The sequence below is a fragment of the Nostoc sp. genome, assembly GCF_041747015.1.
Taxonomy (GTDB): domain Bacteria; phylum Cyanobacteriota; class Cyanobacteriia; order Cyanobacteriales; family Nostocaceae; genus Nostoc.
On record NZ_JBGTFY010000409.1, the window covers coordinates 1 to 22367 of the forward strand.

21 protein-coding genes are annotated in these 22367 nt (G+C 41.2%); 15 read left to right on the forward strand and 6 right to left on the reverse strand.

All coding sequences use genetic code 11. The features are described 5' to 3' along the window. Positions 1 to 157: 157 nt before the first annotated feature. From ACEW80_RS31975 to ACEW80_RS31995, 5 genes are all read left to right on the forward strand, one after another. A complete protein-coding gene (locus ACEW80_RS31975) occupies positions 158 to 799 on the forward strand; it encodes a Uma2 family endonuclease (RefSeq protein WP_373530463.1) in 642 nt (213 codons plus the stop codon). A gap of 741 nt (positions 800 to 1540) precedes the next feature. Beyond that, entirely contained in the window at positions 1541 to 1825 is a 285-nt protein-coding gene (locus ACEW80_RS31980; protein ID WP_373530464.1) for an HU family DNA-binding protein, read from the forward strand. Between the two features lie 26 nt (positions 1826 to 1851). Continuing rightward, positions 1852 to 2883, forward strand: coding sequence for a threonine-phosphate decarboxylase CobD (gene cobD, locus ACEW80_RS31985; RefSeq protein ID WP_373530465.1), 1032 nt, complete (start codon positions 1852 to 1854; stop codon positions 2881 to 2883). 114 nt (positions 2884 to 2997) lie between these two features. Further along, positions 2998 to 4452: an NAD(P)/FAD-dependent oxidoreductase gene (locus ACEW80_RS31990; RefSeq protein ID WP_373530466.1), complete on the forward strand. Its 1455-nt coding sequence runs from the start codon at positions 2998 to 3000 to the stop codon at positions 4450 to 4452. Between the two features lie 21 nt (positions 4453 to 4473). Continuing rightward, a complete protein-coding gene (locus ACEW80_RS31995; protein ID WP_373530467.1) occupies positions 4474 to 5085 on the forward strand; it encodes a hypothetical protein in 612 nt (203 codons plus the stop codon). 312 nt (positions 5086 to 5397) lie between these two features. Here ACEW80_RS31995 and ACEW80_RS32000 read toward each other — a convergent pair whose 3' ends face one another. Further along, positions 5398 to 6108 carry a diacylglycerol/polyprenol kinase family protein gene (locus ACEW80_RS32000; protein ID WP_373530468.1) on the reverse strand — a complete coding sequence of 237 codons (711 nt, stop codon included), beginning with the start codon at positions 6106 to 6108 and terminating at the stop codon, positions 5398 to 5400. Positions 6109 to 6207: 99 nt separating this feature from the next. After that, positions 6208 to 7974 (reverse strand): DUF3685 domain-containing protein, encoded by a 1767-nt coding sequence (locus ACEW80_RS32005; protein ID WP_373530469.1) that lies wholly within the window; start codon positions 7972 to 7974, stop codon positions 6208 to 6210. A 143-nt stretch (positions 7975 to 8117) separates the two neighbouring features. Between ACEW80_RS32005 and ACEW80_RS32010 the strand changes: the two genes are divergently transcribed. Next, positions 8118 to 11147 (forward strand): pentapeptide repeat-containing protein, encoded by a 3030-nt coding sequence (locus ACEW80_RS32010; protein ID WP_373530470.1) that lies wholly within the window; start codon positions 8118 to 8120, stop codon positions 11145 to 11147. A 32-nt stretch (positions 11148 to 11179) separates the two neighbouring features. Here ACEW80_RS32010 and ACEW80_RS32015 read toward each other — a convergent pair whose 3' ends face one another. Further along, entirely contained in the window at positions 11180 to 11626 is a 447-nt protein-coding gene (locus ACEW80_RS32015; protein ID WP_373530471.1) for a Fur family transcriptional regulator, read from the reverse strand. Positions 11627 to 12271: 645 nt separating this feature from the next. Between ACEW80_RS32015 and ACEW80_RS32020 the strand changes: the two genes are divergently transcribed. Continuing rightward, positions 12272 to 12742, forward strand: coding sequence for a CRR6 family NdhI maturation factor (locus ACEW80_RS32020; protein WP_373530483.1), 471 nt, complete (start codon positions 12272 to 12274; stop codon positions 12740 to 12742). A gap of 362 nt (positions 12743 to 13104) precedes the next feature. Here the strand turns inward: ACEW80_RS32020 and ACEW80_RS32025 are convergent, their stop codons facing one another. Beyond that, positions 13105 to 14064 (reverse strand): glycosyltransferase family 9 protein, encoded by a 960-nt coding sequence (locus ACEW80_RS32025; protein WP_373530472.1) that lies wholly within the window; start codon positions 14062 to 14064, stop codon positions 13105 to 13107. Positions 14065 to 14133: 69 nt separating this feature from the next. Here ACEW80_RS32025 and ispD point away from each other — a divergent pair, with 69 nt between their 5' ends. The 3 genes from ispD (at position 14134) to ACEW80_RS32040 (ending at position 16022) form a co-directional block, all read left to right on the forward strand. After that, positions 14134 to 14817 carry a 2-C-methyl-D-erythritol 4-phosphate cytidylyltransferase gene (ispD, locus tag ACEW80_RS32030; RefSeq protein WP_373530473.1) on the forward strand — a complete coding sequence of 228 codons (684 nt, stop codon included), beginning with the start codon at positions 14134 to 14136 and terminating at the stop codon, positions 14815 to 14817. Positions 14818 to 15005: 188 nt separating this feature from the next. Continuing rightward, positions 15006 to 15536, forward strand: coding sequence for an SMC-Scp complex subunit ScpB (gene scpB / locus ACEW80_RS32035; protein WP_373530474.1), 531 nt, complete (start codon positions 15006 to 15008; stop codon positions 15534 to 15536). 138 nt (positions 15537 to 15674) lie between these two features. After that, complete coding sequence (locus ACEW80_RS32040) at positions 15675 to 16022, forward strand: DUF760 domain-containing protein (RefSeq protein WP_373530475.1); 348 nt, start codon at positions 15675 to 15677, stop codon at positions 16020 to 16022. A gap of 43 nt (positions 16023 to 16065) precedes the next feature. On the opposite strand, the gene ACEW80_RS32045 is transcribed toward ACEW80_RS32040, so the two are convergent. Continuing rightward, entirely contained in the window at positions 16066 to 17274 is a 1209-nt protein-coding gene (locus tag ACEW80_RS32045; protein WP_373530476.1) for an HhoA/HhoB/HtrA family serine endopeptidase, read from the reverse strand. A 191-nt stretch (positions 17275 to 17465) separates the two neighbouring features. Between ACEW80_RS32045 and ACEW80_RS32050 the strand changes: the two genes are divergently transcribed. Beyond that, entirely contained in the window at positions 17466 to 18359 is an 894-nt protein-coding gene (locus tag ACEW80_RS32050) for a LysM peptidoglycan-binding domain-containing M23 family metallopeptidase (RefSeq protein WP_373530477.1), read from the forward strand. Between the two features lie 62 nt (positions 18360 to 18421). On the opposite strand, the gene ACEW80_RS32055 is transcribed toward ACEW80_RS32050, so the two are convergent. After that, entirely contained in the window at positions 18422 to 19456 is a 1035-nt protein-coding gene (locus ACEW80_RS32055; RefSeq protein ID WP_373530478.1) for an isochorismatase, read from the reverse strand. Positions 19457 to 19612: 156 nt separating this feature from the next. On the opposite strand from ACEW80_RS32055, the gene ACEW80_RS32060 reads away from it, so the two are divergent. From ACEW80_RS32060 to ACEW80_RS32075, 4 genes are all read left to right on the forward strand, one after another. After that, on the forward strand, positions 19613 to 19918 hold the full coding sequence (locus ACEW80_RS32060) for a hypothetical protein (protein WP_373530479.1): 306 nt from the start codon (positions 19613 to 19615) through the stop codon (positions 19916 to 19918). A gap of 147 nt (positions 19919 to 20065) precedes the next feature. Beyond that, the gene (locus tag ACEW80_RS32065; protein WP_373530480.1) at positions 20066 to 21004 is read left to right on the forward strand and encodes a radical SAM protein; all 939 of its coding nucleotides are present in this window, start codon (positions 20066 to 20068) and stop codon (positions 21002 to 21004) included. Continuing rightward, complete coding sequence (locus ACEW80_RS32070; protein WP_373530481.1) at positions 20997 to 21158, forward strand: hypothetical protein; 162 nt, start codon at positions 20997 to 20999, stop codon at positions 21156 to 21158. The genes ACEW80_RS32065 and ACEW80_RS32070 overlap by 8 nt, the downstream gene beginning before the upstream one ends. Before the next feature lie 87 nt (positions 21159 to 21245). Then, the gene (locus ACEW80_RS32075) at positions 21246 to 22280 is read left to right on the forward strand and encodes a photosystem II assembly protein (RefSeq protein ID WP_373530482.1); all 1035 of its coding nucleotides are present in this window, start codon (positions 21246 to 21248) and stop codon (positions 22278 to 22280) included. The last annotated feature ends 87 nt before the right edge of the window (positions 22281 to 22367 follow it).

Consider the following 22367-nt stretch of genomic DNA (forward strand, 5'->3'; position numbering starts at 1 on the left):
GTTACTAGTTTGGGTATGGCTTGAGTCATAATTTATTGCCCCTAATAGTCGTTTCGATCATATCGCTTTTTTACCTTGGCTCGATTCACGGTTCTAGCCTTAACTGTAATATTAAGGGGTACAGTAATGGAAAAGGTTTGTTGTGGAGAACTAAACTATGGTGGCGATAACAACACCCGTAGAAAATAGGGTTTTACTCCAAAATATTAGCTGGCAAACATTTAAAACTATGCTGGCTGAAATGGGTTCAGAGCGTAATTCCCGATTTGCTTATGACAATGGAACAATAGAAATTATCACCCCACAAATGCCACACGAGAACTCAAATCGCTTAATAGAGGTTTTTGTTGGCGTGCTGTGCGAAGAGTTGGGCTGGGAAATTAAACGCGCTGGTTCGCTAACTTTAACGCGAGATGATTTAGAGAAGGGAGTTGAGCCAGATAGTAGCTACTACATCCAAAATGAAGCGTTAGTTCGAGATCAAGAAAATATTAACATAGCTATTGACCCACCCCCAGACCTAGTGCTAGAGGTGGAATATTCCAGGTCTGCAATAGACAAGCTTAGACTTTATGCTGCGATCGCAGTCCCCGAATTTTGGCGTTATAACGGCAGTGTGTTGCGAGTTTACACCCTTGCAGGTGAACAATACTCAGAAGTCTTAACCAGCCCTACTTTTGCGCCTGTGTCAGTCAAGGAGATTCCCCGGTTTATCCAAGAAGCCAAAAAGAACGGGGAAATTGCTACTACCCGCGCTTTTCGGGCTTGGGTGCAACAAAATATTTCTGCTGGGAAATAGTAAATAGGACTTACGCATTGACAAGAAATACCAAATATGGATACTGTTGAAAGCCACATCTTTCGTAAGGGTTTAGCATTGCTAAACCCTTACAGCGTGGTCTATTTACGTAGTTTACCGCCGTAGGCATCATAAGGATAATTAATAAAAGCCTGAAACGACCTATTTTCGTTAATTTACATCACGGTTAATTTCTATAGTGCGTAAGTCTTAGTAAAATAGCGTAGACGGCTCGAAAATTAGGGTTTCGGCTATTGTTTGCCTAAATCTTGTATTTGTAAGGTGTCTTTTGTGAACTACAAGATCCTTAACTTCTTAATAAGTTAGAGATATAAGCCTCCAACTTTCATAAAAATTGCTTAATCTCAGCAATAAATCTTCAACATCGGTAATTAATCCCAACAAATACAACCATCTCCCACCTCCCTATTTCCGTGTTCCACTCGCAATTACGGTTTTTACTAAGTATTTTTTCCTACTTTTGGGTGGTTTTTAGTGAAACAACTACCCTAAAACTACAAAAAATCCTGAAATCTATATAAATTAATGGTTTCATCTACCCACATCAGGCTACAACACCTTAGAATGATTCATTGAAAAGTCGAGCCGATGGGATGTACAGCCGTTTTGAGTAAAAATACTCTCAAAGGATGACTTTTGTATTTCTGCAAACAGAGATTTCAGTACAGATGTATCAAGGTACATCCGTAAAGAATCTCAAGTAAACTTTAGGAGTTTGATATGAACAAAGGTGAATTAGTTGATGCTATAGCTGAAAAAGCTAGTGTTACCAAGAAACAAGCGGATGCAGTCTTAAGTGCCGCTTTGGATGAGATTGTGGAAGCGGTTTCCTCTGGTAATAAGGTGACGTTGGTGGGATTTGGCTCATTTGAATCACGGGAACGTAAAGCCCGCGAAGGTCGCAACCCGAAGACAAATGAAAAGATGGAAATTCCAGCGACCAGGGTTCCTGCGTTCTCGGCAGGAAAACTGTTTAGAGAAAAGGTAGCACCCCCAAAAGTATAGGTTCTGTTTTCGGGAACCCTTTTTTAATGCGGCAACCTGCACACGGGGGAAATTTAGCCTGGGCAGCAGCACTGGCTGGCTGTCCCCCTGATGCTATTCTGGATTTTTCTGCTAGCATCAGCCCTTTGGGACCTCCAAACAGCGCGATCGCTGCTATCATGTCCCAAATAGGTAATCTTAGGCACTATCCAGACCCAAACTATAGTGAACTGAGACTAGCTCTCAGTCACTTCCATCAACTGCCGCCTGAGTGGATTCTGCCGGGTAACGGCTCCGCAGAATTACTTACTTTGATCGGTAGGGAATTAGCTCAATTAGCCGCAACAATTTTAATCACTCCAGCCTTTGGCGACTACTACCGAACCTTGGGGGCGTATGAGGCTAAAGTGCTGGAGTCTCCTTTGTTATTGGTCATTGACAAAGGACAAAGGACAAAGGACAAAGGACTGTTGCTGAATAACCCGCACAACCCAACTGGAAAACTATTTTCGCGGGACTCTATTTTGCCCTACTTGGAGCAGTTTGCTTTGGTTGTGGTAGATGAAGCATTTATGGATTTTGTGCCACCTGATGAGGAACAAAGCCTGATTTCAGTGGTGCAAGAATATGCGAATTTAGTAGTATTGCGATCGCTGACCAAATTTTACAGTCTTCCAGGGCTGCGACTGGGATATGCGATCGCACATCCCGACCTTCTGGCTAAATGGCAGCTATGGCGTGACCCTTGGCCTGTAAACACGCTAGCGGCGGCGGCGGCAATTGCGGCACTCCAGGATACAGAGTTTCAACAGCAAACTTGGGCATGGCTACCACCTGCACGAAACCAACTCTTTCAGGGTTTGGCTGAAATACCAGGATTGCAACCCCAAGCTAGTGCTGTTAACTTTCTATTGGTTGAGTCCCAAGAGTCTACTTCGCAGTTACAGCAACAATTACTCATACATCATCAGATTTTAATCCGTGATTGCCTTAGTTTTAAAGAACTAGGCGATCGCTTTTTCCGGGTTGCTGTACGTTCCCAGTCAGACAACCAACGCTTACTAACAGCGCTACGCTGAGTGCTGAATTTTCTTGTTAGTGGTCAGTTGTTTCTTATTTTCCACTGACTAATGACTAATGACTAATGACTAATGACTAATGACTAATGACTAATGACTAATGACTAATGACTAATGACTATTGACTACGATGTTGTAATTATTGGCGGTAGTCTTGCTGGATACTATGCTGCCCTTGCTGCTACAGAACTACGTGCTACAGTTGCCTTGGTGGAACCCAAAGTAAACTACGGGTTTATTCATCACTATGCTCTTAGCAAAATTGGTAAACTGGCGCAGCAGTTGGGTGATGCGACTGGTTTTGGTATTCATGCCACACATACTAATAGCTCAGAAAAATGCCATATATCTTTAGCATGGCAAGAGGCGATGTTGTATGCTCAATCTGTCGCCTCAAATCTCGAAGAGCAGTATTCACCCGCCATTTTAGCGGCGCGAGGAGTCGATGTTATTGTTGGCAGTGGTCAATTCCAATCCTCACCACAACTGGCTTTTGCTCTTAACAATCGCCTGCTACTAGCACGTACTTATTTACTCGCCAGTGGTTCGCGTCCAGAAATTCCCGAAATTGACGGATTAGAAGCTACTGGCTACTTTACTTTATCTAATATTTGGCAATTCCTAAACGGAGCAACATCACCCAAAAATTGGGTAATTATTGGCGGGATTCCCCAAAGCATTGAAATCGCTCAAACTTTGGCGCGGTTTGGTTACAATGTGACGCTGGTAGTCAAACATCGCCATATTCTACCCTTTATTGACCCTGAGTTAGCCATACTGCTTCAGGCACAGTTAGAAGTTGAAGGTGTGCGCGTCCTCACCGAAAAACCAGTAATTCAGGTGAGGCGAATTGAGGGTAAAAAGTGGATTCAGGCAGGAGATAAGGCAATTGAAACTGATGAAATTTTAGTAGTTACTGGACAACAGCCGAATCTGGAATCCCTAAATTTGGCATCAGTAGATGTGAAATGGCATCGGCGTAGCTTAGTGGTGAATGATCAACTGCAAACCACTAACCACCGCATTTATGCTTGTGGTGATGTAATTGGTGGTTACGACTTTGCCAATATTGCTAATTATGAAGCAAAAATTGCCCTGAAAAATGCCCTCTTTTTCCCCAAGTTACGAGTCAATTATCAGTCTATTCCTTGGGCGATATTTACTGTGCCGATGCTGGCACAAGTGGGTTTGACAGAGGCACAGGCAAAACGCCAATTTGGTCGAGATGAAGTTTTAGTTTTGCGGCATTATTTTAAAACAGTGACAGCAGCCCAACTCCAGAACGAAACCACTGGTATGTGTAAATTAATTGTGCTACGCAACGGCGAAATTTTGGGAGCTTCAGTATTGGGGGCAGAGGCTGGAGAGTTGATTAATTTGATTGGTTTAGCAATTTCTCAAAAGATTAAAGTCGAGCATTTAGCAAATTTATCTCCCGTCTATCCCAGTTTTTCAGAAATTCTAGAACAAACAGCAAGAGAGTGGAGTCAGCAAAAGTTAAATAGCAACGTTGCTTTACAAGAGTTTATGGAAGGTTTTTTGCATTTCCGCCGCAATTGGAATTTGTGAGTTAGGAGCTATAAAATTAAAATGGCATTTAGTAATTATAAAAGTATTAGTACAGTCATAAAAAAATTTCAAATCAAGTATGTCCAGTCTAACTTTATGTTGGAAATAGATTTTCCTGTTAAAGAATCTTTCAGAGAAGAATTAGATTTGCTATTTATGGATGGAGTTATTGATAATTCTGAAGATGCTATTTGTGAAAATCTCATCTATCCAGTGTTGAAAGAAGTATGGAAACTTTACCGAAGTAACTTAACACTTTGGAGTCATGAAACATTAGTTTATGATGAAGATTTATCAGGGGTTCCATATTATACGGTGACACAGAGAAACCCTCTAGGTACGATTGTTTTTGATAAACCTTATTTTTTGATGGTTGAAGCTAAACAAGACAAATTTGAAGAAGGTTGGGGTCAGTGTTTAGCTGAAATGATTGCAGTGCAGCGAATTAATGATGATTTTGTCAGCGAGGTTTTTGGGATTGTTTCTAACGGAAAAATATGGCAATTTGGAAAGTTGATTGCTGATGTGTTTACTCGGAATAAAAATTTGTATGTAATTCAAGATTTAGATAAATTATTTGCCGCAGTAAATTATATTTTTCAACAATGTGAATTAAAAATACAAAAAACATAAATTATGTATTATTGCGATGAAATTAGAGTGATTTTTTCCGCTAAGGAGTAACAATCAATATTATTGCTTCTATAACAGGCTTGTCGATTGAGGAAGTGCAACAACTACAACAACAGATTACTGAATCTCTATAGACTTCAATTTGCGATCGCACGAGGAAATAGCCAAAGTAGGGAATTTTAAAGTGAAGCAGAATATCAGCAAATATACCTGACAATTAAAAATCATGGTTGTGGAAACAAAACCGAGGCTCAGATAAATCAAAAACTTTTCGGTATAAACTTGAACAAGGTAATCTTCTACAAATTTGCTTTAAAACCCCTGCATCACAACCCATACAACCCCCGCCGCTACCAGTGGTACGCTGAGGTTATCTGTGCCGTGGGGTGAGACTGCCTCTGCTAAAGTTGCAAAAGTAGCAGTTATAACCGCCGTCAACAAAGCCCATCCTAAACTTAAAGGCTTTGCTAGAGGACTCAGCGATGAACCCGGTAGCAGCAACAGCACGAGGAAAATAACCGCTGTACTCGCTACAAACATTGCTGCCGAACCTTCCCAAGAACGCACAGAATTTCCGACTTGGTATTTATGCTTCCCAAACCGTCTGCCGATTAATGCTGCCAATGCATCACCCCAGGTCATCGCCATTATCCCAGCAACAGCGATCGCAGCGCCATCTATTGGGCTGTTTGGTCGCCACAATAGCCCGAACAGTAGCGTCACTGAGATAGCGAAGTAAATTGTGCCAGGTGAGCTATCCTCAGTATCCATTGCGCCGATGATTCGGTAGCGGTAAAACAGGTAGTTGAGTCCGATAAAGGTAGCAAAAGGTATAATTCCGATTTCCCAATGGTTAAACAACAACAATACGCCGAAAACCCACATCCCCGCACCAATATGGATCACCTTGCGGGTCAAATCTGGCTTCACAGAAAACAGCCTACGTAGTCCCTCGCCAATGACAAGCAGACCAGTTGCGTAACCATAGGAAATTGCTAGCCCGATAAAATCATTGTTTGTCATTAGTCATTAGTCATTAGTCATTGGTCATTGGTCATTGGTCATTGATCATTGGTCATTGGTCATTCTTTCTCCCCGTACCTCCCCTGCTCCCCTACTTCTTCACTTAGGTCGATCGCTATTTCGTTTGAGGTTCTTTTCTGGTAACTTAACACTACCAATACCTTGCAGAATACCACGACCTATTAGACCTAAACCTCGACCAATTACTTGAGTGAGAATGAAGACTATACCGCTACCTACAAAAGCTACTAGTGATTTTAAACGCGGTGCGATCGCATCACTAAATTCTAGGAGCAATGTCACAAATAAAGGAACATTAGAAAGTTTTGCTAACTCCTGATTTCGAGGAGCGTAAACTGTAGTATTAGCAATACCGCGAGGCACAATTACAAATAGTTCGTAGCGACTTTCAAAAACTGCTTTTGGCTCATTTATATAATTTTTTAAACGATATTTCCACGACAAATCATTTCTAAATCGTTCAATTTCTCTTGTAGAAATCAATTGTCGTCCATAAAAATATTGCTTAATCTCTTCTACATCTGCTAAAGAGTTTAGTAGTGGTTGCACTACCCCATTCGCTACCTGAATCAACAAGTTCTCTAAAATCATTAATGCTTGGGACTTGGCTTCAGCGCTCACTACTGGATAGGAAGCATTATCAATGTACAATTCTGTTTGAAATAGCAGATAAGAATACAACTCACAAACTAGCGGAATTTTATTAAAAATATCTCTTTGCACAATTTCCATATTTTGTAATAATAAATTAACAATCTCTATATTTTTATTTCCTAATTTTATCCGTGAAAACTTCCCGAAAAAATCTGCAATTGCTGCTTGCCATAAATCGCCGATCAAAATATTTTTTACCTCATATAATTGATTTATCTCGATTTGAGAAGCTCGCAGTTCATCCAATTGTTCAGCCAATTTTTGTAGGATCAAATAAAGTAATTCCCGTTTTTTATCTTCACGAAAAATGTCAATTTCTAAAGGTATATCTGTGACATTTTGTAAAGGAAATTGAAGTTTTGTAATGCAAGATGCAAATAAGGCAGATTGTATAGCTCCCGGACTAAGTAAAGGTGGCACAGTTTGCCTTTGTTGAATGGCACTACTCAATAAAGGAATCAGAGACGGCTGATCAGCAAGCGCGATATGTTCCTCTTGCCTTTCTTGTAGTGAAACCAACAACCGATTTAGCAACCAACGAGTCGCTAGCAGTTCTCGCCGATGTCCAGCCAGAATTGCTCGATCTAGTACTGGTAGTCCGGGAACTTGTAATTGTGCTGTTACCGCCGCTAAAGTAGCGTCAATGTGACCAATTCCTGACAAACGTAAATTGTTTCGTAGCTTGAATAAAGGGAGTGGGGAGTGAGGAGAGACGCGATTAATCGCGTCTGTACAGGAGTTAGGAGTTATGATTGCTTCCGTCTCTCGAAACCAATAGGAACCACCATCTGCAACTTCTCGCATGACAGCGACTAATTCAAGAAGTGGTGTGCCTTTGGGGCAGTAGCCATTAATACCAACAGATTTTGCAGCTAATAGCAGTCCTGGTTCTTGAACAGAACTAAGGAGCAAAATGGGTAGGTTGGAATATAAGGCTCTAAGTTGCCGACAGAATTGTAAACCTAACTGCTGGCTGCTAGTGGAGCGACCATTACCTAATTCTAAAACGACCAAATTTACCTGGTTAGGGTCTGCTTGGGCAATTTCTGCTAAAATCTGCAAGGAAGCAGTATAACTTTCTATCACTGCGATCGCTTCCAAGTCAGGAATTGCTTCCAGAGCTACCTGTAACCCCAGACGAAAAATCGGGTCTTGGTCGATTAACAATAATTTTAAAGGGCGATCGCTCATAGTCTACTCAATTACGCAAGCACTGTTTTTTACCAATCAGAAAACAGCTTTGATCCAAAACTTTGTCTTTTCCATTGTTACTTGTTTTCGCCAACTGATAAATCGAGCATAATTGCCATAGGCAGCCTTCACTGTGTAATTAAATGAACCTCAGTATTCGGCACTGGTTGGCAGAACGCTACATCGCAATCAATCAAATCAGCGGATTTTCGCCGGGGCAATTGGCAGGTATTGCCTACCGTATTGTTCAGGATATGGAAGTCAAAAGCCTAATGCCTTTTGATATCTGTACCTTGGTAGAGGTCTTAGAACTGCCCTTAGGTATTGTTTGGGAAGAAATTAATGTTATTTCCCAGTTGACAGACAACCTGTTGCGTAGCCTCAGCCACAAAAAACCGTTAAAACGTAACGAAGGCACATGGCTAGCGTTTCAAATTGCCTATCTTCAAGCTCTGCAAGCGATTCTACAGCAGGAAGAAAAATTGCAAAGACCGTGGCTAGACCGAGCAAGTATACCCATTCAATCAAACTTCCTTAAAAAAGACGTAGGTAAACTCACCCTCCAAGATCCTCAACTGCAAGGATTACTCAAAACTCTTAGCCCAGGTAAATTGACTGACACTCAAGCTGAACAAGCACTGTCTTTGGTTGCAGATTCCTTACTGGTGCAACAAATTAACAACGCTGTCATCGCTTGGTTAATTGCTAATGGTGCAGAGTCACCTGAAGCTAAACTCTTAACACAGCGTTTGGTCAACTCACTTGCTGGTAACTTACTAGTAGTTGTTACTGACAATGCTGCTCCTTTAGCCCAACTGCAAAAATTTGTTCGGTTAGGAATTTCATTCTCTCCCAGTTTTATCACCCCAGAAGTTGGTTCTACAGTGAGTGAGAAAATTGATTTGCACCGAGAATATTATCGTGCAAGTTTAATTAAAAACCTCAGTATGCCATTGTTCATGGAATCCTTTGCCCTTAAGGATATCTATGTGCCACAAAAAGGTTTACCAATAGAGGAGAGTATTTCTGAGCAGGATAAAAAAATTGTTAAACCAGTTGATTTAAAGACATGGGCGCAGCAACAGCTAGCTGATTTAGAAACGATCGCAATTATTGAGTCGGAACCTGGTTATGGAAAAACTAGTTTTTGCCAACTTTGGGCAGCAGAGGTTGCACAGGAATTATATCCTGCTTGGATGCCTATAGGAATTAGGTTACGGGATGTAACATACGGCAAAACTTTAACCGAAACCCTGAATTCTGCTTTTGGGATTAATCTTTCGACTTGGTTGGCGCAAGAAAATCCTCGGTGTCTATTGCTGCTGGATGGTCTAGATGAACTGCCCCCTTCTGCTCAAGGTATAAGAACACAAGCAATTTTTATTCAGCAATTACTGAACTTTCAATCTCAACACCGGCACAAAATTGTGTTAACGAGTCGCTCAACCACATTACAGGAAATCGCCCCAGAAATATCGCTGCCATTGAGGCGAATTAGTATTCAGCCGTTGGATGTGGAGGAACTCAAACGATGGTTTCAGCAATGGACAAAAGTGCAATCGTTGGCGATCGCTCAAAATTACTTTACATTCTTAAAACAGGCAGGTTTATTTGCCAGCCAATCAAAGTTTTCCGAAATATCTGCCCTTGTCCGTCAACCTTTAATGCTGCATTTGCTGGGTATTTTGCACCGCGACGGACTGCTTGATGATGAACTATTGCAGTTAACTACTAACACCCAAAAGTCTTTTCTGTTATGGGAAATTTATCATCGCCTGAGTCGATGGTTGTTAGGCTATCCGCTAACTGCTGGGATCAAGACAATGTTACTACGCTCAGGATCGGCTCATATCCATCGGACTCCAGAAGCGATCGCTAATTTACTCGCTGGTCGTCATCCTCAAAATATACTTGAGGAGATGCAAGCGATCGCTCTAAAAATTTTACACTCCCAACGTCATCAAATTAATGTAGCTAGTGAATCTAATAACTTACCAGGGTTTTATTTTAAAATTCGAGATTTAGAAAGCCCCGCAGAAATTACTTTAATTGAGTTTTCGCATATTAAGTTAGGAGAATTTCTTTGTGCGGAAGCTATTACTGCCCAACTTAAATTTCTAACTCAGTATCAAGATGAGGCTTATGGTACGCTGACTTTTGTGCTTGATTCTCCCAGTAGCGTAGCCCAGCATATTTACAACTTACTAGGTTACGGGATACTTAGTCAAGAAATTGAAGAACTCACTATTGAAGGATTGCGACGAGAGCAAAAGCACAGATTTTCCTTTGAAGTTTTGTTTCAACGTCTTCTATCTTTCTGGCGTGCTTATTGTCAAGGTCGATGGTTAGATGAGGGGATAGCACACAAAGCTTTGACTTCTTTTCACGCACTGCAAAACCCGTTGAATGTTGAACAGGTGAATGCTGCGGTGGGACTGAATGTGTTTTTATTGCTTTGTGCTTGCTACCAAGAAACAAAAGTTCCTTTTTATCCTTGTGGTAATCCAGTCAATTTAGCAGAATTCAATCCAGAGGCGCTGAGTATGCTGATTGCCAGGACAAGCATTTTGCATAAAAGTGCCTTCGCAACCCGAATAAAGTCTCTGGCTGGACTGAATTTATCAAGAGCCTCTTTATTGCAAGTGATGTTAACTCAGGTAAATCTTGAGCAGACAAATTTATCCAATGCGGAGTTAATCGGAGCGAATTTGGTCGGAACCAACTTACAACAAGCAAACCTGACTGGTGCAAACCTCCAACAAGCAAACCTCACAGGCGCAAACCTCCAACAGGCTAACCTGACTGGTGCAAACCTCCAACAGGCTAACCTCATGGGTATAAATCTTAATTCAGCCAATCTGACCAACGCCTGCTTATTTGATGCTATTCTTGCCGAGGCTGACAAGAAATTGGCTATCGATAATGGTGCTTTATTCTCTAAAGAGTCGTTTCAAAGACTAAAACATTTGCGTAGTTTACCGCCGCAGGCATCGCAGCAGCCCTTCTTAAACACCGTAAAAATCACGTCAGACACAGATGTTAATTGGAACAAATCTCCTGAGAGCAGACCAATCGAAACCTCCGAAGGCACAATTTTGCCAGTAGATTTAGATAATGATGATAGCGATGATGAGACAGTTTTTGGCAATCACCCCATTGATGATAGTCATTAGCCATTACTCCCTGCTCCCTACACCCCCTGCCCCTAGCCTTCTTGCGGGTTACGGTAGCCAAAAAAGTTAATACTGTAATCAGTAATCCGCACTCCTGTTTGTTCTTCAATTTTGCGGATAAAATCTTCTGGTAGTTCCACATGAACATCGAGAATTTGATTTGTATCTATACAGTTGACATGACTGTGAGAGTCACTGATATTGCCATACAAACGCCCATCACAGCGTTCAATACACTCAATGATGCCTTGACTTGATAATGCTTCTAAATTTTGATAAACAGAGGTATGACCGATCTCTTTGCCTTGTTGATTCAAGCGATCATAAATCTCTCTGGCGGCAAGGTGTTCATTTGCTTGCCAAAGTAGTTCCAGAATAAAGCGACGCTGACGGCTGACGCGCATACCCAGGATTTGACACCGATCAAGTGCATCTTCTAGAGAACGAATTGGTTTTGTAGAAATTGTTTGTTTTTGCATATTTATTACAGCTTATTAACTGTTGGGGGAATTTTCCCATCTCAATGTTTAGTCGTTATTTTATATATGCAAAAATATTGCACACCGTTCTTCTACCTGTATTTGTATTTTGGCTTTTGATGCTGCGGAAGTCACAGGTTACGATAATGATTTTTTTGCTTGTTGATGGCTACTTTCTCAGACCTTGAATCTAAAACAAACTCATTACAACTTTAACTTAAAATTGCTGTAAATGTCCACCTTGGGGCAGCGTTGCCTTTCCCAAGTAGGCTAATTCTGATGGTATGTCATGTTAATCGTGTAGTAATATTTCAGTTAAAGCTGAGTAATTATAAAATTTACATTAAATAAAATTAAGCAAAATACGCTGTAAGTGAGTATCGTAGGCATCGCCAGAGGCTCATATAAAAGCTAGTAAGTAGATGTATATCTATTATAACTAGCAAAAATATCAGAGAAGTTTGAAAAGGTCAGACTTGTTTGGATAAGTTGACCAATGATCAGCAAAAAAGTATCAGTAAATACTAATTAATTCGTGAAGAAGACTTGGTGCTACTAAAGGTAAATGTAGCGCCAATGCCTGAAAGCTGCTACTCTAGATTGTCGATCCTACAGTTGAGCATCAAGAAAGTGGCTGCTGAATCAATGACAATTGCGATCGCACTTAATAACGACTTCATTAACAATCTGGATCTGTCGCCTGCGTCAACGGTGATTGAACAACTGCTGCAAGATGGGGTTCTATCCTATGAACAGCAGCTACGTTTTGATATCAATTACAATCTCCAACCTGATGATCCACGGGAACTCTCAGAAATTCCCGAAGTGCGACTGTGGTTTGTGCGCCTAGATGCCAAATATCCTTGGTTAGCATTTTTACTAGATTGGAAAGCTGGAGAGTTTGCGCGTTATGCCGCCATGCTTGTACCGCACCAGTTCAGTTCTCAAGAAGGCATTCAGTACAATCCTGAAGCCTTAGAAATATTTTTGATGCACAAAATATTTATTTTAGGCGATTGGCTTAAACAGCAGGGCATCCCCAGTCTATCGCGGCTGAAGTCTATGGCTCAAATGTTGGGTTATGAATTAGATGATGCTTTTTTTGAAATATTTTAACAAGAAAGAATTCAGGAGTCATTGGATGGTGCGTTAGCCAGAGGCATAAACCCTACGTATATTTTCAGAATACAGAATATTAGTCCTATATATTCTGTATTCTTCTTTTAATCCTGAATAACCGCAAAATCTAGCTGTCACATCCAGGTTTTGCGGTCATTAAACAAACGCATAAGTGACATACTCCTACACTGAACGGAGTACCGTTGCATTGTAGGCGTATCTCTTCCAATCCGGCTATTGCTTAGGAGGCGTTGAGCTTTGTTTTAAGTCTACGGAATGCCCTACCGCAGACAATATAATTTTACCAGAAACTTGGATATCCAATAGACTGATTGCAGAAGTTGGAACAAACTGCTGGTTTAGCCGCCCCAAATTTTCTCCAAAACTGTGTTTGGTGAAATATCCGCCATTTTGCCGGTAGGGGATTTAATGGCAAGGAATTTATCGTTTTTCGGCAACAACTTAGCTGGATCAGTTTGTCCAAGTAAGGTGATAGTGTAAGTTTGGACTGCAACACTCAGTTGTAGTGCAGCACTATCAGTAGACAACATCAAATTTGCCCCGGCAATCATAGCAGTTAACTTGCCAATATCATCTGGGGCAGTCACCTTGATATCTGGAGAAGACTCCAGAAGCGATCGCACAAACTGCTCATCGCCAGTGCCTTTAATGACTACCACAGGCAGATCCGGCTGCTTATATTGGAAGTCTTGAATAATTTGCTGCCACTTTTCCACAGGGTAGATTTTATCCAGTTCTTTAGCCTGGGATAACTGACCAGAACCGCCATGAATCAAGATATAGCCTGTTTCATGCACCCCTAAGCGTTTCTGTTCCTTTTGTGCCCACTCAATATCTGGTTTTGGCACATTTACTGCTAATTCTGGGACAGGGGTTTTTATGCTTAATGGTTGCAGCAAATCGTGATATACTGCCGCCGCATACTGTGATGGTTTGAATGGCACAGCGTGGGTAAGAAAAACCGATCCTTTGCCTTGGTAGCTAATGCGTACGGGAATTCCCGTCAACCAGAGTAGAAGACCGACAAACCAACTTTGCTTAACAGCAATGGCAACATCGTATTCGCGATCGCGAATTGTGCCCACCAGGTTGCCCCAATCTGCCAGACTGTTACGGTCTTGAAAATCAAAGGTCAGTACCTCGTGAACTGACTTACTCACCCGGTAGGCAGCCTTTGACCGGGGTTCAACAACGACATCTATCTGAGCGTTAGGGTAACAGCGCTTTAAGTCATCTAGAGTCGGAAAGAAGAGAATTTGATCGCCAATTCCGCCAGGTACAAGGGCTATTACTCGCATAATATTTATTGACGCTTACTCGCTCCCTATTTTAGGGGAAAATATATAGCTTAAAGATAGAGGAATTCTGTGTATTTATTAATTCCAGCTGCGGGAATCGGAAAAAGAATGGGGAGTAACCGCAATAAACTCCTGCTGAAAGTGCGATCGCAACCAATTATTGCTTGGACTTTGTTAGCCGCAGAAGCCGCCAGTACAATTAGTTGGATCGGGATTATTTCTCAACCTGCCGACTGGTCTGACTTGAAAGCAATTCTCGCCGCTCTGAAGCTGACTAAACCAGTGGAATTAATTCAAGGTGGCTCCACCCGTCAAGAATCTGTTTACAAGGGCTTGCAGGCGCTACCACAAGCCGCAGAACAAGTATTAATTCACGATGGCGCTAGATGCCTGATCACACCAGATTTATTTAACTCTTGTGCCGAGGCCATTCGCCACTGTCCCGGTTTAATTGCTGGTGTACCCGTCAAAGACACCATCAAAGTTGTCAATCAACAAGGCATAATTCAAGAAACACCCGACAGACGACAACTATGGGCGGCACAAACTCCCCAAGCATTTGATGTCAAGTTGTTGAAACAGTGCCATGCTGAAGGTGTCCGTCAAGGTTGGGAAGTAACTGATGATGCCGCTTTATTTGAAAAGTGCGCCATTGAAGTGCGAATTGTCGAGGGAGAGGAGACAAATTTAAAAGTGACGACTCCCCAAGATTTAGCAATCGCCGAATTTATCCTCACGAGTAGAGGTTTTTGAGAGAAATGAAGAGGTAAAGAAAAGTAAGGGGTAGAGGGAAACTTTCTGTAGGTCTTTAACCAATGCCCAATTTAAGAGCGTCAAAAAATATTTTGACATACTGTTATTAAGATACAATCCCATACCACACACTTGTTGATTGTTAGTTGTCATCCGCTAATGACCAATGACTAATGACTAATGACTAAATGATTACAGCCACAGCGACCAAGATAGAAGCAATTCTCTATTTAAAGGGTAAACCCTTGTCGCTCGGCGAAATTGCCGAGTATGCCGCGTGCGATCGCGCCACTGTCAAAGAAGGCATGATTGAACTCATGGACAACTATGCCCACCGAGATAGCGCCCTAGAGGTCATAGAAACTCCAGATGGTTACAGTTTGCAACTCCGGTCTGATTTTCATGAGTTGGTGCAAACTATGATACCTGTAGAATTGGGTGTAGGTGCATTACGGACTTTAGCAGCGATCGCCCTGAATAGTCCTATACTCCAGAGCGACTTGATTAACCTGCGCGGTTCAGGAGTATATCAGCACGTTCCCGAACTAGTCGAACTTGGTTTCATCCGAAAACGTCGAGACAGCGATTCTCGCTCCTACTCACTCCAAGTAACCCCGAAATTTCATCAGTATTTCCAAATCGAACAACTCCCGCAAATACTTTCCACCACCCAGAAGGAAGAACAATTAGAACTAGAACTAGAACTAAAACCAAAATAATAGGGAATAGGGAATAGGGAATAAATTAATCACCAATGCCCAATGCCCAATGCCCAATGCCTAATATCCGTGGTGAATGCGCTACTCTTGTACTATGGTTTAGAGTAGAGTTAGCAATTAAGCTAAATAAAACTGCCAATGGTGTTTAATCCTGACTTTTTGAATGACAACTCTGAGGAACACCCTAATCAACTTCTTTCCGACCACTCTGAGGAATACCCTAATCAGTTACTCAAATATCTACAGCATCAGTCTCCTGATGTTTTAGCTAGGATTGCTCAGTCCGCCAGCCCCGAAATTATACAAATCATCTCGCAAAATGTTCAAGGGCTTGTGGGAATGCTCCCGCCAGAAAATTTCAACGTGCAAATCACAACAGATCGGGAGAACTTAGCTGGGCTTCTAGCGTCGGCCATGATGACGGGATATTTTCTGCGCCAGATGGAACAAAGAATGCAGTTAGAGCATTTGTCAAATGGTCAATAATCAATAGTCAGTAGTTAAACATTCTGGGACTATTGATTATTGACTACTTCCTTTCAGGATAAACACCTGATTGTACTTTGAAGGTTTGAATTTTACCGCTGCGGTTGACTTCAATCACTAAAATGTCCCCAACTTTGCTTGACTCTACCAGCTTTTGAACTTGGGCTGAGATTTTGACTGGTTTACCGTTAACTTTTTGAATCACGTCTCCAGGAAGCAGTCCTCCACGCTTGGCTGGGGAATCGTCTGTGAGTCCTTTAATCACAATCCCAACTTCCTGCTGAATATTAAGCTGATTCTCTTGATTAATCTGCTGTTTTCTGACGGGAGAAAGGTCTGCCATTTCAATACCCAAAAAGGGATGTTCCACATGGCCTTTGGTAAAAAGTTCATTGGCGATGCGGGCGGCGGTTTCAATGGGGATGGCGAAACCGAGTCCTTGAGCATCAGCACGAATGGCAGTGTTAACACCAATCACTTCGCCTTGAGCGTTTAATAAAGGGCCACCAGAATTACCAGGATTAATTGCGGCATCAGTTTGGATAAAGCTGACTCGCTTATCAGGGACACCAACTTGAGTGCTGGTACGATCCGTAGCACTGATGATGCCAATAGTGACAGTATTATCTAAACCTAGAGGATTGCCAATAGCGATCGCCCATTGTCCTGGTATCAAGTTTTGCGAATTGCCCAGTTTCACAATGGGTAAACGATTCGCTTTTATTTTCACTACTGCCACATCTGTCACAGAATCAACTCCTACCACCTTACCTTCAAAAGTCCGACCATCTTTGAGGGTGACTTGTACTGTATCTGTGTCAGCTACGACATGAGCATTAGTAAGTAATTCTCCATTTTCGCTCAAAATAAATCCTGATCCTGTCCCGCGCTCAATACGCTCTTGGGGAATTGGTTGTTCATCCTCTCCAAAGAACCGCCGTAAGAGGGGGTTTTTCAAAGCATCCGAGATGGGATTGGCGACTTTGCGAGTGGCATTAATTCGCACCACAGCCGGGCCAACTTTCTGCACTGCCGTTGCAATAAAATTCACATTATCGCCCCCACTAGCCCCAATCGCTCCGTTAGGAGAATTAGGCATTACAGATTCTGGAGGCGAAGCCATTGTTACATTTTTTAACTGTTGGAACGAGAGATTTCGTGGCAGCAGATAGCGACTGCCAAACAAACCTGCACCACCGCCGATCACCAATAAAAACACATAAATCGTCAGTTGCTTTAAGGATAACTTCATAATCTTTTTGCTCAAGGACAGCAATGCAGTTGCTAATTTCTAAGTGTAGTCAAGCAAACGGCAAGTGGACAGATCAATTTACTAGAAAATGGGCATTGGTTATTTTCATTGTCTCCCTTGTTCACCTCATCTCCCCACTTCCCAGACTCTCCATCTAAAATCTAAAGTTAATGCGCTCTCGATCTGTATACATGATTTTACCTTTTCGTCAACTGTTTCTCTGTAGCTTAATTAGCGCCTTGGGTCTAGTAAGTATACTGCCAAACACCAACAGCGCCAACGCTGCTATCGGTGGTTGCCCAACTCCAGCCTTATCTCGCTTCCAACGCCATAAAGTAGTTCGTGGCGAAACTTTGGAGAGCATAGCGCAGCGCTACAATCTCATTCCTACAACTATTATCGGCATGAATCCAGCTTTGCAGAACGGTACAGTTGCCACTGTCGGGAGTGTACTTCAAATTCCTCCATACAATGGGATTGTAGTCGAAGTGCCTCGCGGTCAAACTTGGCGACAAGTGGCGGCAAAATACAAAGTTCGTGCTGATAGCCTTTTTGAAGTAAATGGCTGCCAACAAGACCCCAGAGTTGTGTTTGTTCCAGGGGTAAATTGGTCGCCCAATGGTGTTGTTAGTAAGTCGCCTACACTTACTGATGCAGGTACTCAAAACCGTGCATCCCTGTCTGGATATCCCTTGGCACAAATGGTAACTGTGGCATTACCTTACGGTTGGCAAATTAATCCTGCTACAGGTGAAGTTTTCTTTCATAGCGGCGTTGATTTATTAGCAGCAGTGGGTACAGATGTGCTAGCGATCGCGCCTGGAATTGTAGCCCTTGCCAACGATCAAGGTACTTATGGCAAGTTAGTCATTATCAACCACAGTGGCGGACTCCAAAGCCGCTACGCCCAACTGGAGAGCATTAAAGTTACTCTCGGTCAGCAAGTGAAAAAAGGAGACTTACTGGGAACGGTAGGCATCAGTGGAAAACCAACTTCCAGTCAACCGCATCTCCATTTTGAAGTGCGTTCTACTTCATCTCTGGGTTGGGTAGCGCAAGATCCCAAGGGTTATTTAAAAAAATGAGTTTGTTTTGAAACGCAGAGGGACGCGGAGGAAATCTTTATGTTCCTTTTCGATGCTTTGCGTTAAAAAAATGCTATGGATTCGCTAGATTTTACGATGTGCATTCCTGCTTCTGCAAACCTTGTAAATGCTGCATCTGCCTGTTCTGTGTAGTCCACAACACCGGGAACAACGACGGGGGAAGTGCAATCTTCTAATAGATAGATTTTTTGAGCAAGGGCAGCATCTACCTGTTTAATTTCTGTTAATAAATCGTCGATTGTCCAGGCGACGCAGTGACTTTTAGCTTGACCACCGATAATAACAGCATCAAATTCTAAAAGTTGCTGAATCAAATTAGTGTTCTTGTGAGCAAGGGGACGTTGCTCAAAATCTTCCAACACTTCTGGACGTAAGATAGAATAATTTTCTGTTAATGGATTTTCACCTTTGATTTCAAATTGCGTTTGACTCTGACGAGCAATGCAGTGGAAAAATACTGCTTCTTCTACCGATGAAACCAAAGCATGACCAATACCACCCAACATAGAATGATAAGGCCAAACTGTAAGGGGATATTTACCGTCTTGACTTAGTTGCTTAACGTAATGGTAAGCGTGTTTTCCTAGTAATTCATAATCGCCATTAGTAATACTATTAGCAACTGCTGGGTTGACTTTCCATATACCTTGTTCGATATCTCTAGGAGTGATGCTAGTCGCTGCCGGGGTGGGATGTTCTCCCGCAGCGTTCACCCAAAAGATAGGATGGAAAATTTGCGTCGCCTTATGGGTATCCAGGGTGGGTACAATTTTTGTAATTACTCCCAAATTACGATAGATAAACTCACACAATCTGCCGTTATCATCCACCGCCCCATTCCCAGATTTTCCACCTACAAATAATTCAAATCCAGGAATGCAGAAGGTATTTTGGACATCAATTAATAGTAGACAAATACGAGTTTCATCTAAAGATGTAGGTCTGATATCGTGTTGTTTTGCCCAGGCTTCAGCTTTGGCGGCACATTCTTGGTAAGGTACACGCCAAACTTCGCTAACTTTATCGGGGTTAAAGTGTGGGGGAATGGATAATTGGGTTCTTTTTTGGGTATTCATCTAAAATCTGTACTTATTTTCTAATTATTAGGCTTGCCTTAGTTAAAAATAATGGTGAATTTAGTAAACGTCATCGTGAGAACCTAAAGTTAGCAACAAAATTTCTTCCTCTTGTGATTCATAATTTGTAACAAATTTAAATAAAATTCGATTCCGATGATCAATATTTTAAAACCACCAGCACGATTGGCTGTGGTATGGAATAACCGCGATCAAGAAGATGCGTTGACTACAGAATATAGTCGAATAGTCCGCAAAGCATCTAATAATCACCCAGCAGAATCTCGAATGCAGTCGGTAGAGCCACTCTTAATAACTCCCCATTTTATTAACATCCGCGAATATACTTTTACTTATAGGCAACAGTTAGATTCAACTGGACTTATTGGACGAGCAATGAGTGTTTCTTACCTCCCGCGTGAAGGCTTGGGATACGAACAGCTTATTGATAGGTTTCAATAATTATATCAGCGCTTTCGTGATGAGAGTGGTTTTGTCTATATGGTTTATCGCACTAGCGTACACCTTGGTGAAGTAATTTAAAAATAAAAATGGTAATCATAAGAAGTAGCGTGCGTTAATTGACTCTCAATAAATATCAGGATTCACATGGCACAACCAAAATATGAAGGTTATTGCGAATGCACTCCTACCAAATTAGTCCGAGAAAAATTTGGAGATGTGAATGTTTATGCACAAAATGCTAAATCACTCTTAACAAAAGCTACTGGTTTTATTGGTAATTATGATTTTACTCTAAATCCTTACAGGGGATGTCAATACGGTTGTAGTTATTGCTATGCTGCTGCATTTAGCCCTAATGCTCAAATGCGCCAAGATTGGGGTAAATGGGTAATTTTTAAAGAAAATGCGGCTGAGATTTTAGCGAAAGAATTAAAAAAATGGTATGAAAAAAATCCCCAGCTTCCTCCTAGTATATACATGAGTAGTGTTACTGATCCTTATCAACCACTTGAGTCTAAACATCAACTGACTCGTCGATTGTTGGAGGTAATGCTTGATGTGGGGATTGACGGTTATCCAACTCCAACTTTGGTGATTCAAACTCGTAGCCCAATTATTACTAGAGATATTGATTATTTACAACGATTTAAGCGATTGCGAATTAATATGAGTATTCCCACTGGTAGCGAATTAGTGAGAAAAGATTTTGAACCGCGATCGCCCAGTATTAAAGCCAGACTAAATGCCATCAATAAAATTAAACAAAGTATTGATTATTTCAAAGGTTTTGTTCCCAAGATTTCTATCACTATTACCCCTCTACTTCCTACTTTACCAACTGATGAAACTGCTTTTATTGACAAACTAGCCATTGCCGATAGGGTTGTAATTCAAGCTTTTCATGCTAGCGATAGTCGTTCTCTTATAGCATCAACTCGCCAAGAAGCTGAAGAAATTAAGCAAAAATACGCTTGGTGGTATGAGGATGAGAAATTAAGCTATATGAAATTTAAGGAAAAGTTAGTTTCTCGGCTCCCCGGTGTAGAAATTATGGAAGGTAAAGAGGGATTTGGTTATGAGTAATCCTATGGTAAATTGGTGGCGAAGTCAGCAGTTTAAATTATCTTTAAAACGCGGAGATATCCGACGTGCAATGCAACAGTTGCAAGAGATTCAAAAATCAGGTGCAACATTCTCATGGTTAGAAAAACTATTTAGGGATAAACTTCAACTTTAACGTTATTCCCAAGAATACAAACGACAAACAGAAACTTTAAGTAAACAACTAACAGAAGCGTCCCAGCAAAAAGATAATCTCATTTTAATGCCAGATGAGGAATTTGTTAAATATATCCATAAAGTTTTTAATTTAATCCAGCACGATGAATATAAACTGCAATCTACTGGTATTGATGAACGGATATTTGATGATTTTGAATCAAGGCTAGTTGAATATCTCAAAGAAGAATTTAGTAAGATTCCTGAGAAACACTTATTTATTAAGCTAGAAGACGCTTTTGATGATATTAATAACTTAAAAATTGGACACGACCCAGAGTACCGTTTTAGTCTAACTCCTCATGTCTACTTTATGAAGTATTTTTTAGAAAATGTATATTGCGTATATTTAGCTTGGTTTCTCATTTATCAAGATGCTTTACTACCAAGTAAGGTTAATATCCTTGATATTGCAGCAGGGCCGGGAACAGTTGCTTATGGTTTAGCTTTATTTCTCCAAAGTAGTAGCGGTTTTTTTGATATCCCGCAAATGCACATATCCTACTACTCTTTAGAAAAACAAGATGCTTTCCAGTTTCGTGGACTTCAGTTTTGGCGACGATATATAGAGTCGAGCCTAACCACAGTGAATGCTTACTTCCGCTTTGTGACTACTGATCTTTTTACTTGGAAAAGTGAATCGAATAATCTACCCAAAGACTTTTTCGACTTTATCGTAATTTCCCACTGCTTCTTCGCAGATCCAGCTAAAAGGGTTGAAGCTAATAATACTTATAAGCAAATATTTGCCACTAGCTTAAAAAATTCAGGTTATGTTCTGCTAATTGTGCAGGATAAGAAGTTATTCAAAGTTTACGATGTTCACCAAGTTGAAAACCAAGAACAGGAAAAAAATGTAGTACATAAATTTCTGGCAGAACTAGGATTAGAGTTAGTCTGGTATAAATATCTAACTTCAACAGGTTCAAGAACAGCTTTGTCCGGTGCTAACTTTGGTAAATTTGCTCGAGAAAAATTACCAAAACAACTGTATATGAGTCCAATACTCCAACAGTATTTTGGTCAAAAGCATCTGTCACACTATACATTAGATGATTATGTGATTTTGGCACAAAAATAGATTTATAGCGGTTCTGACCTCAATGATGTAAACGAAGAATTAATTAACCACAGAACTCATCCATACCCCGCGAACCTTTGCGCTTAC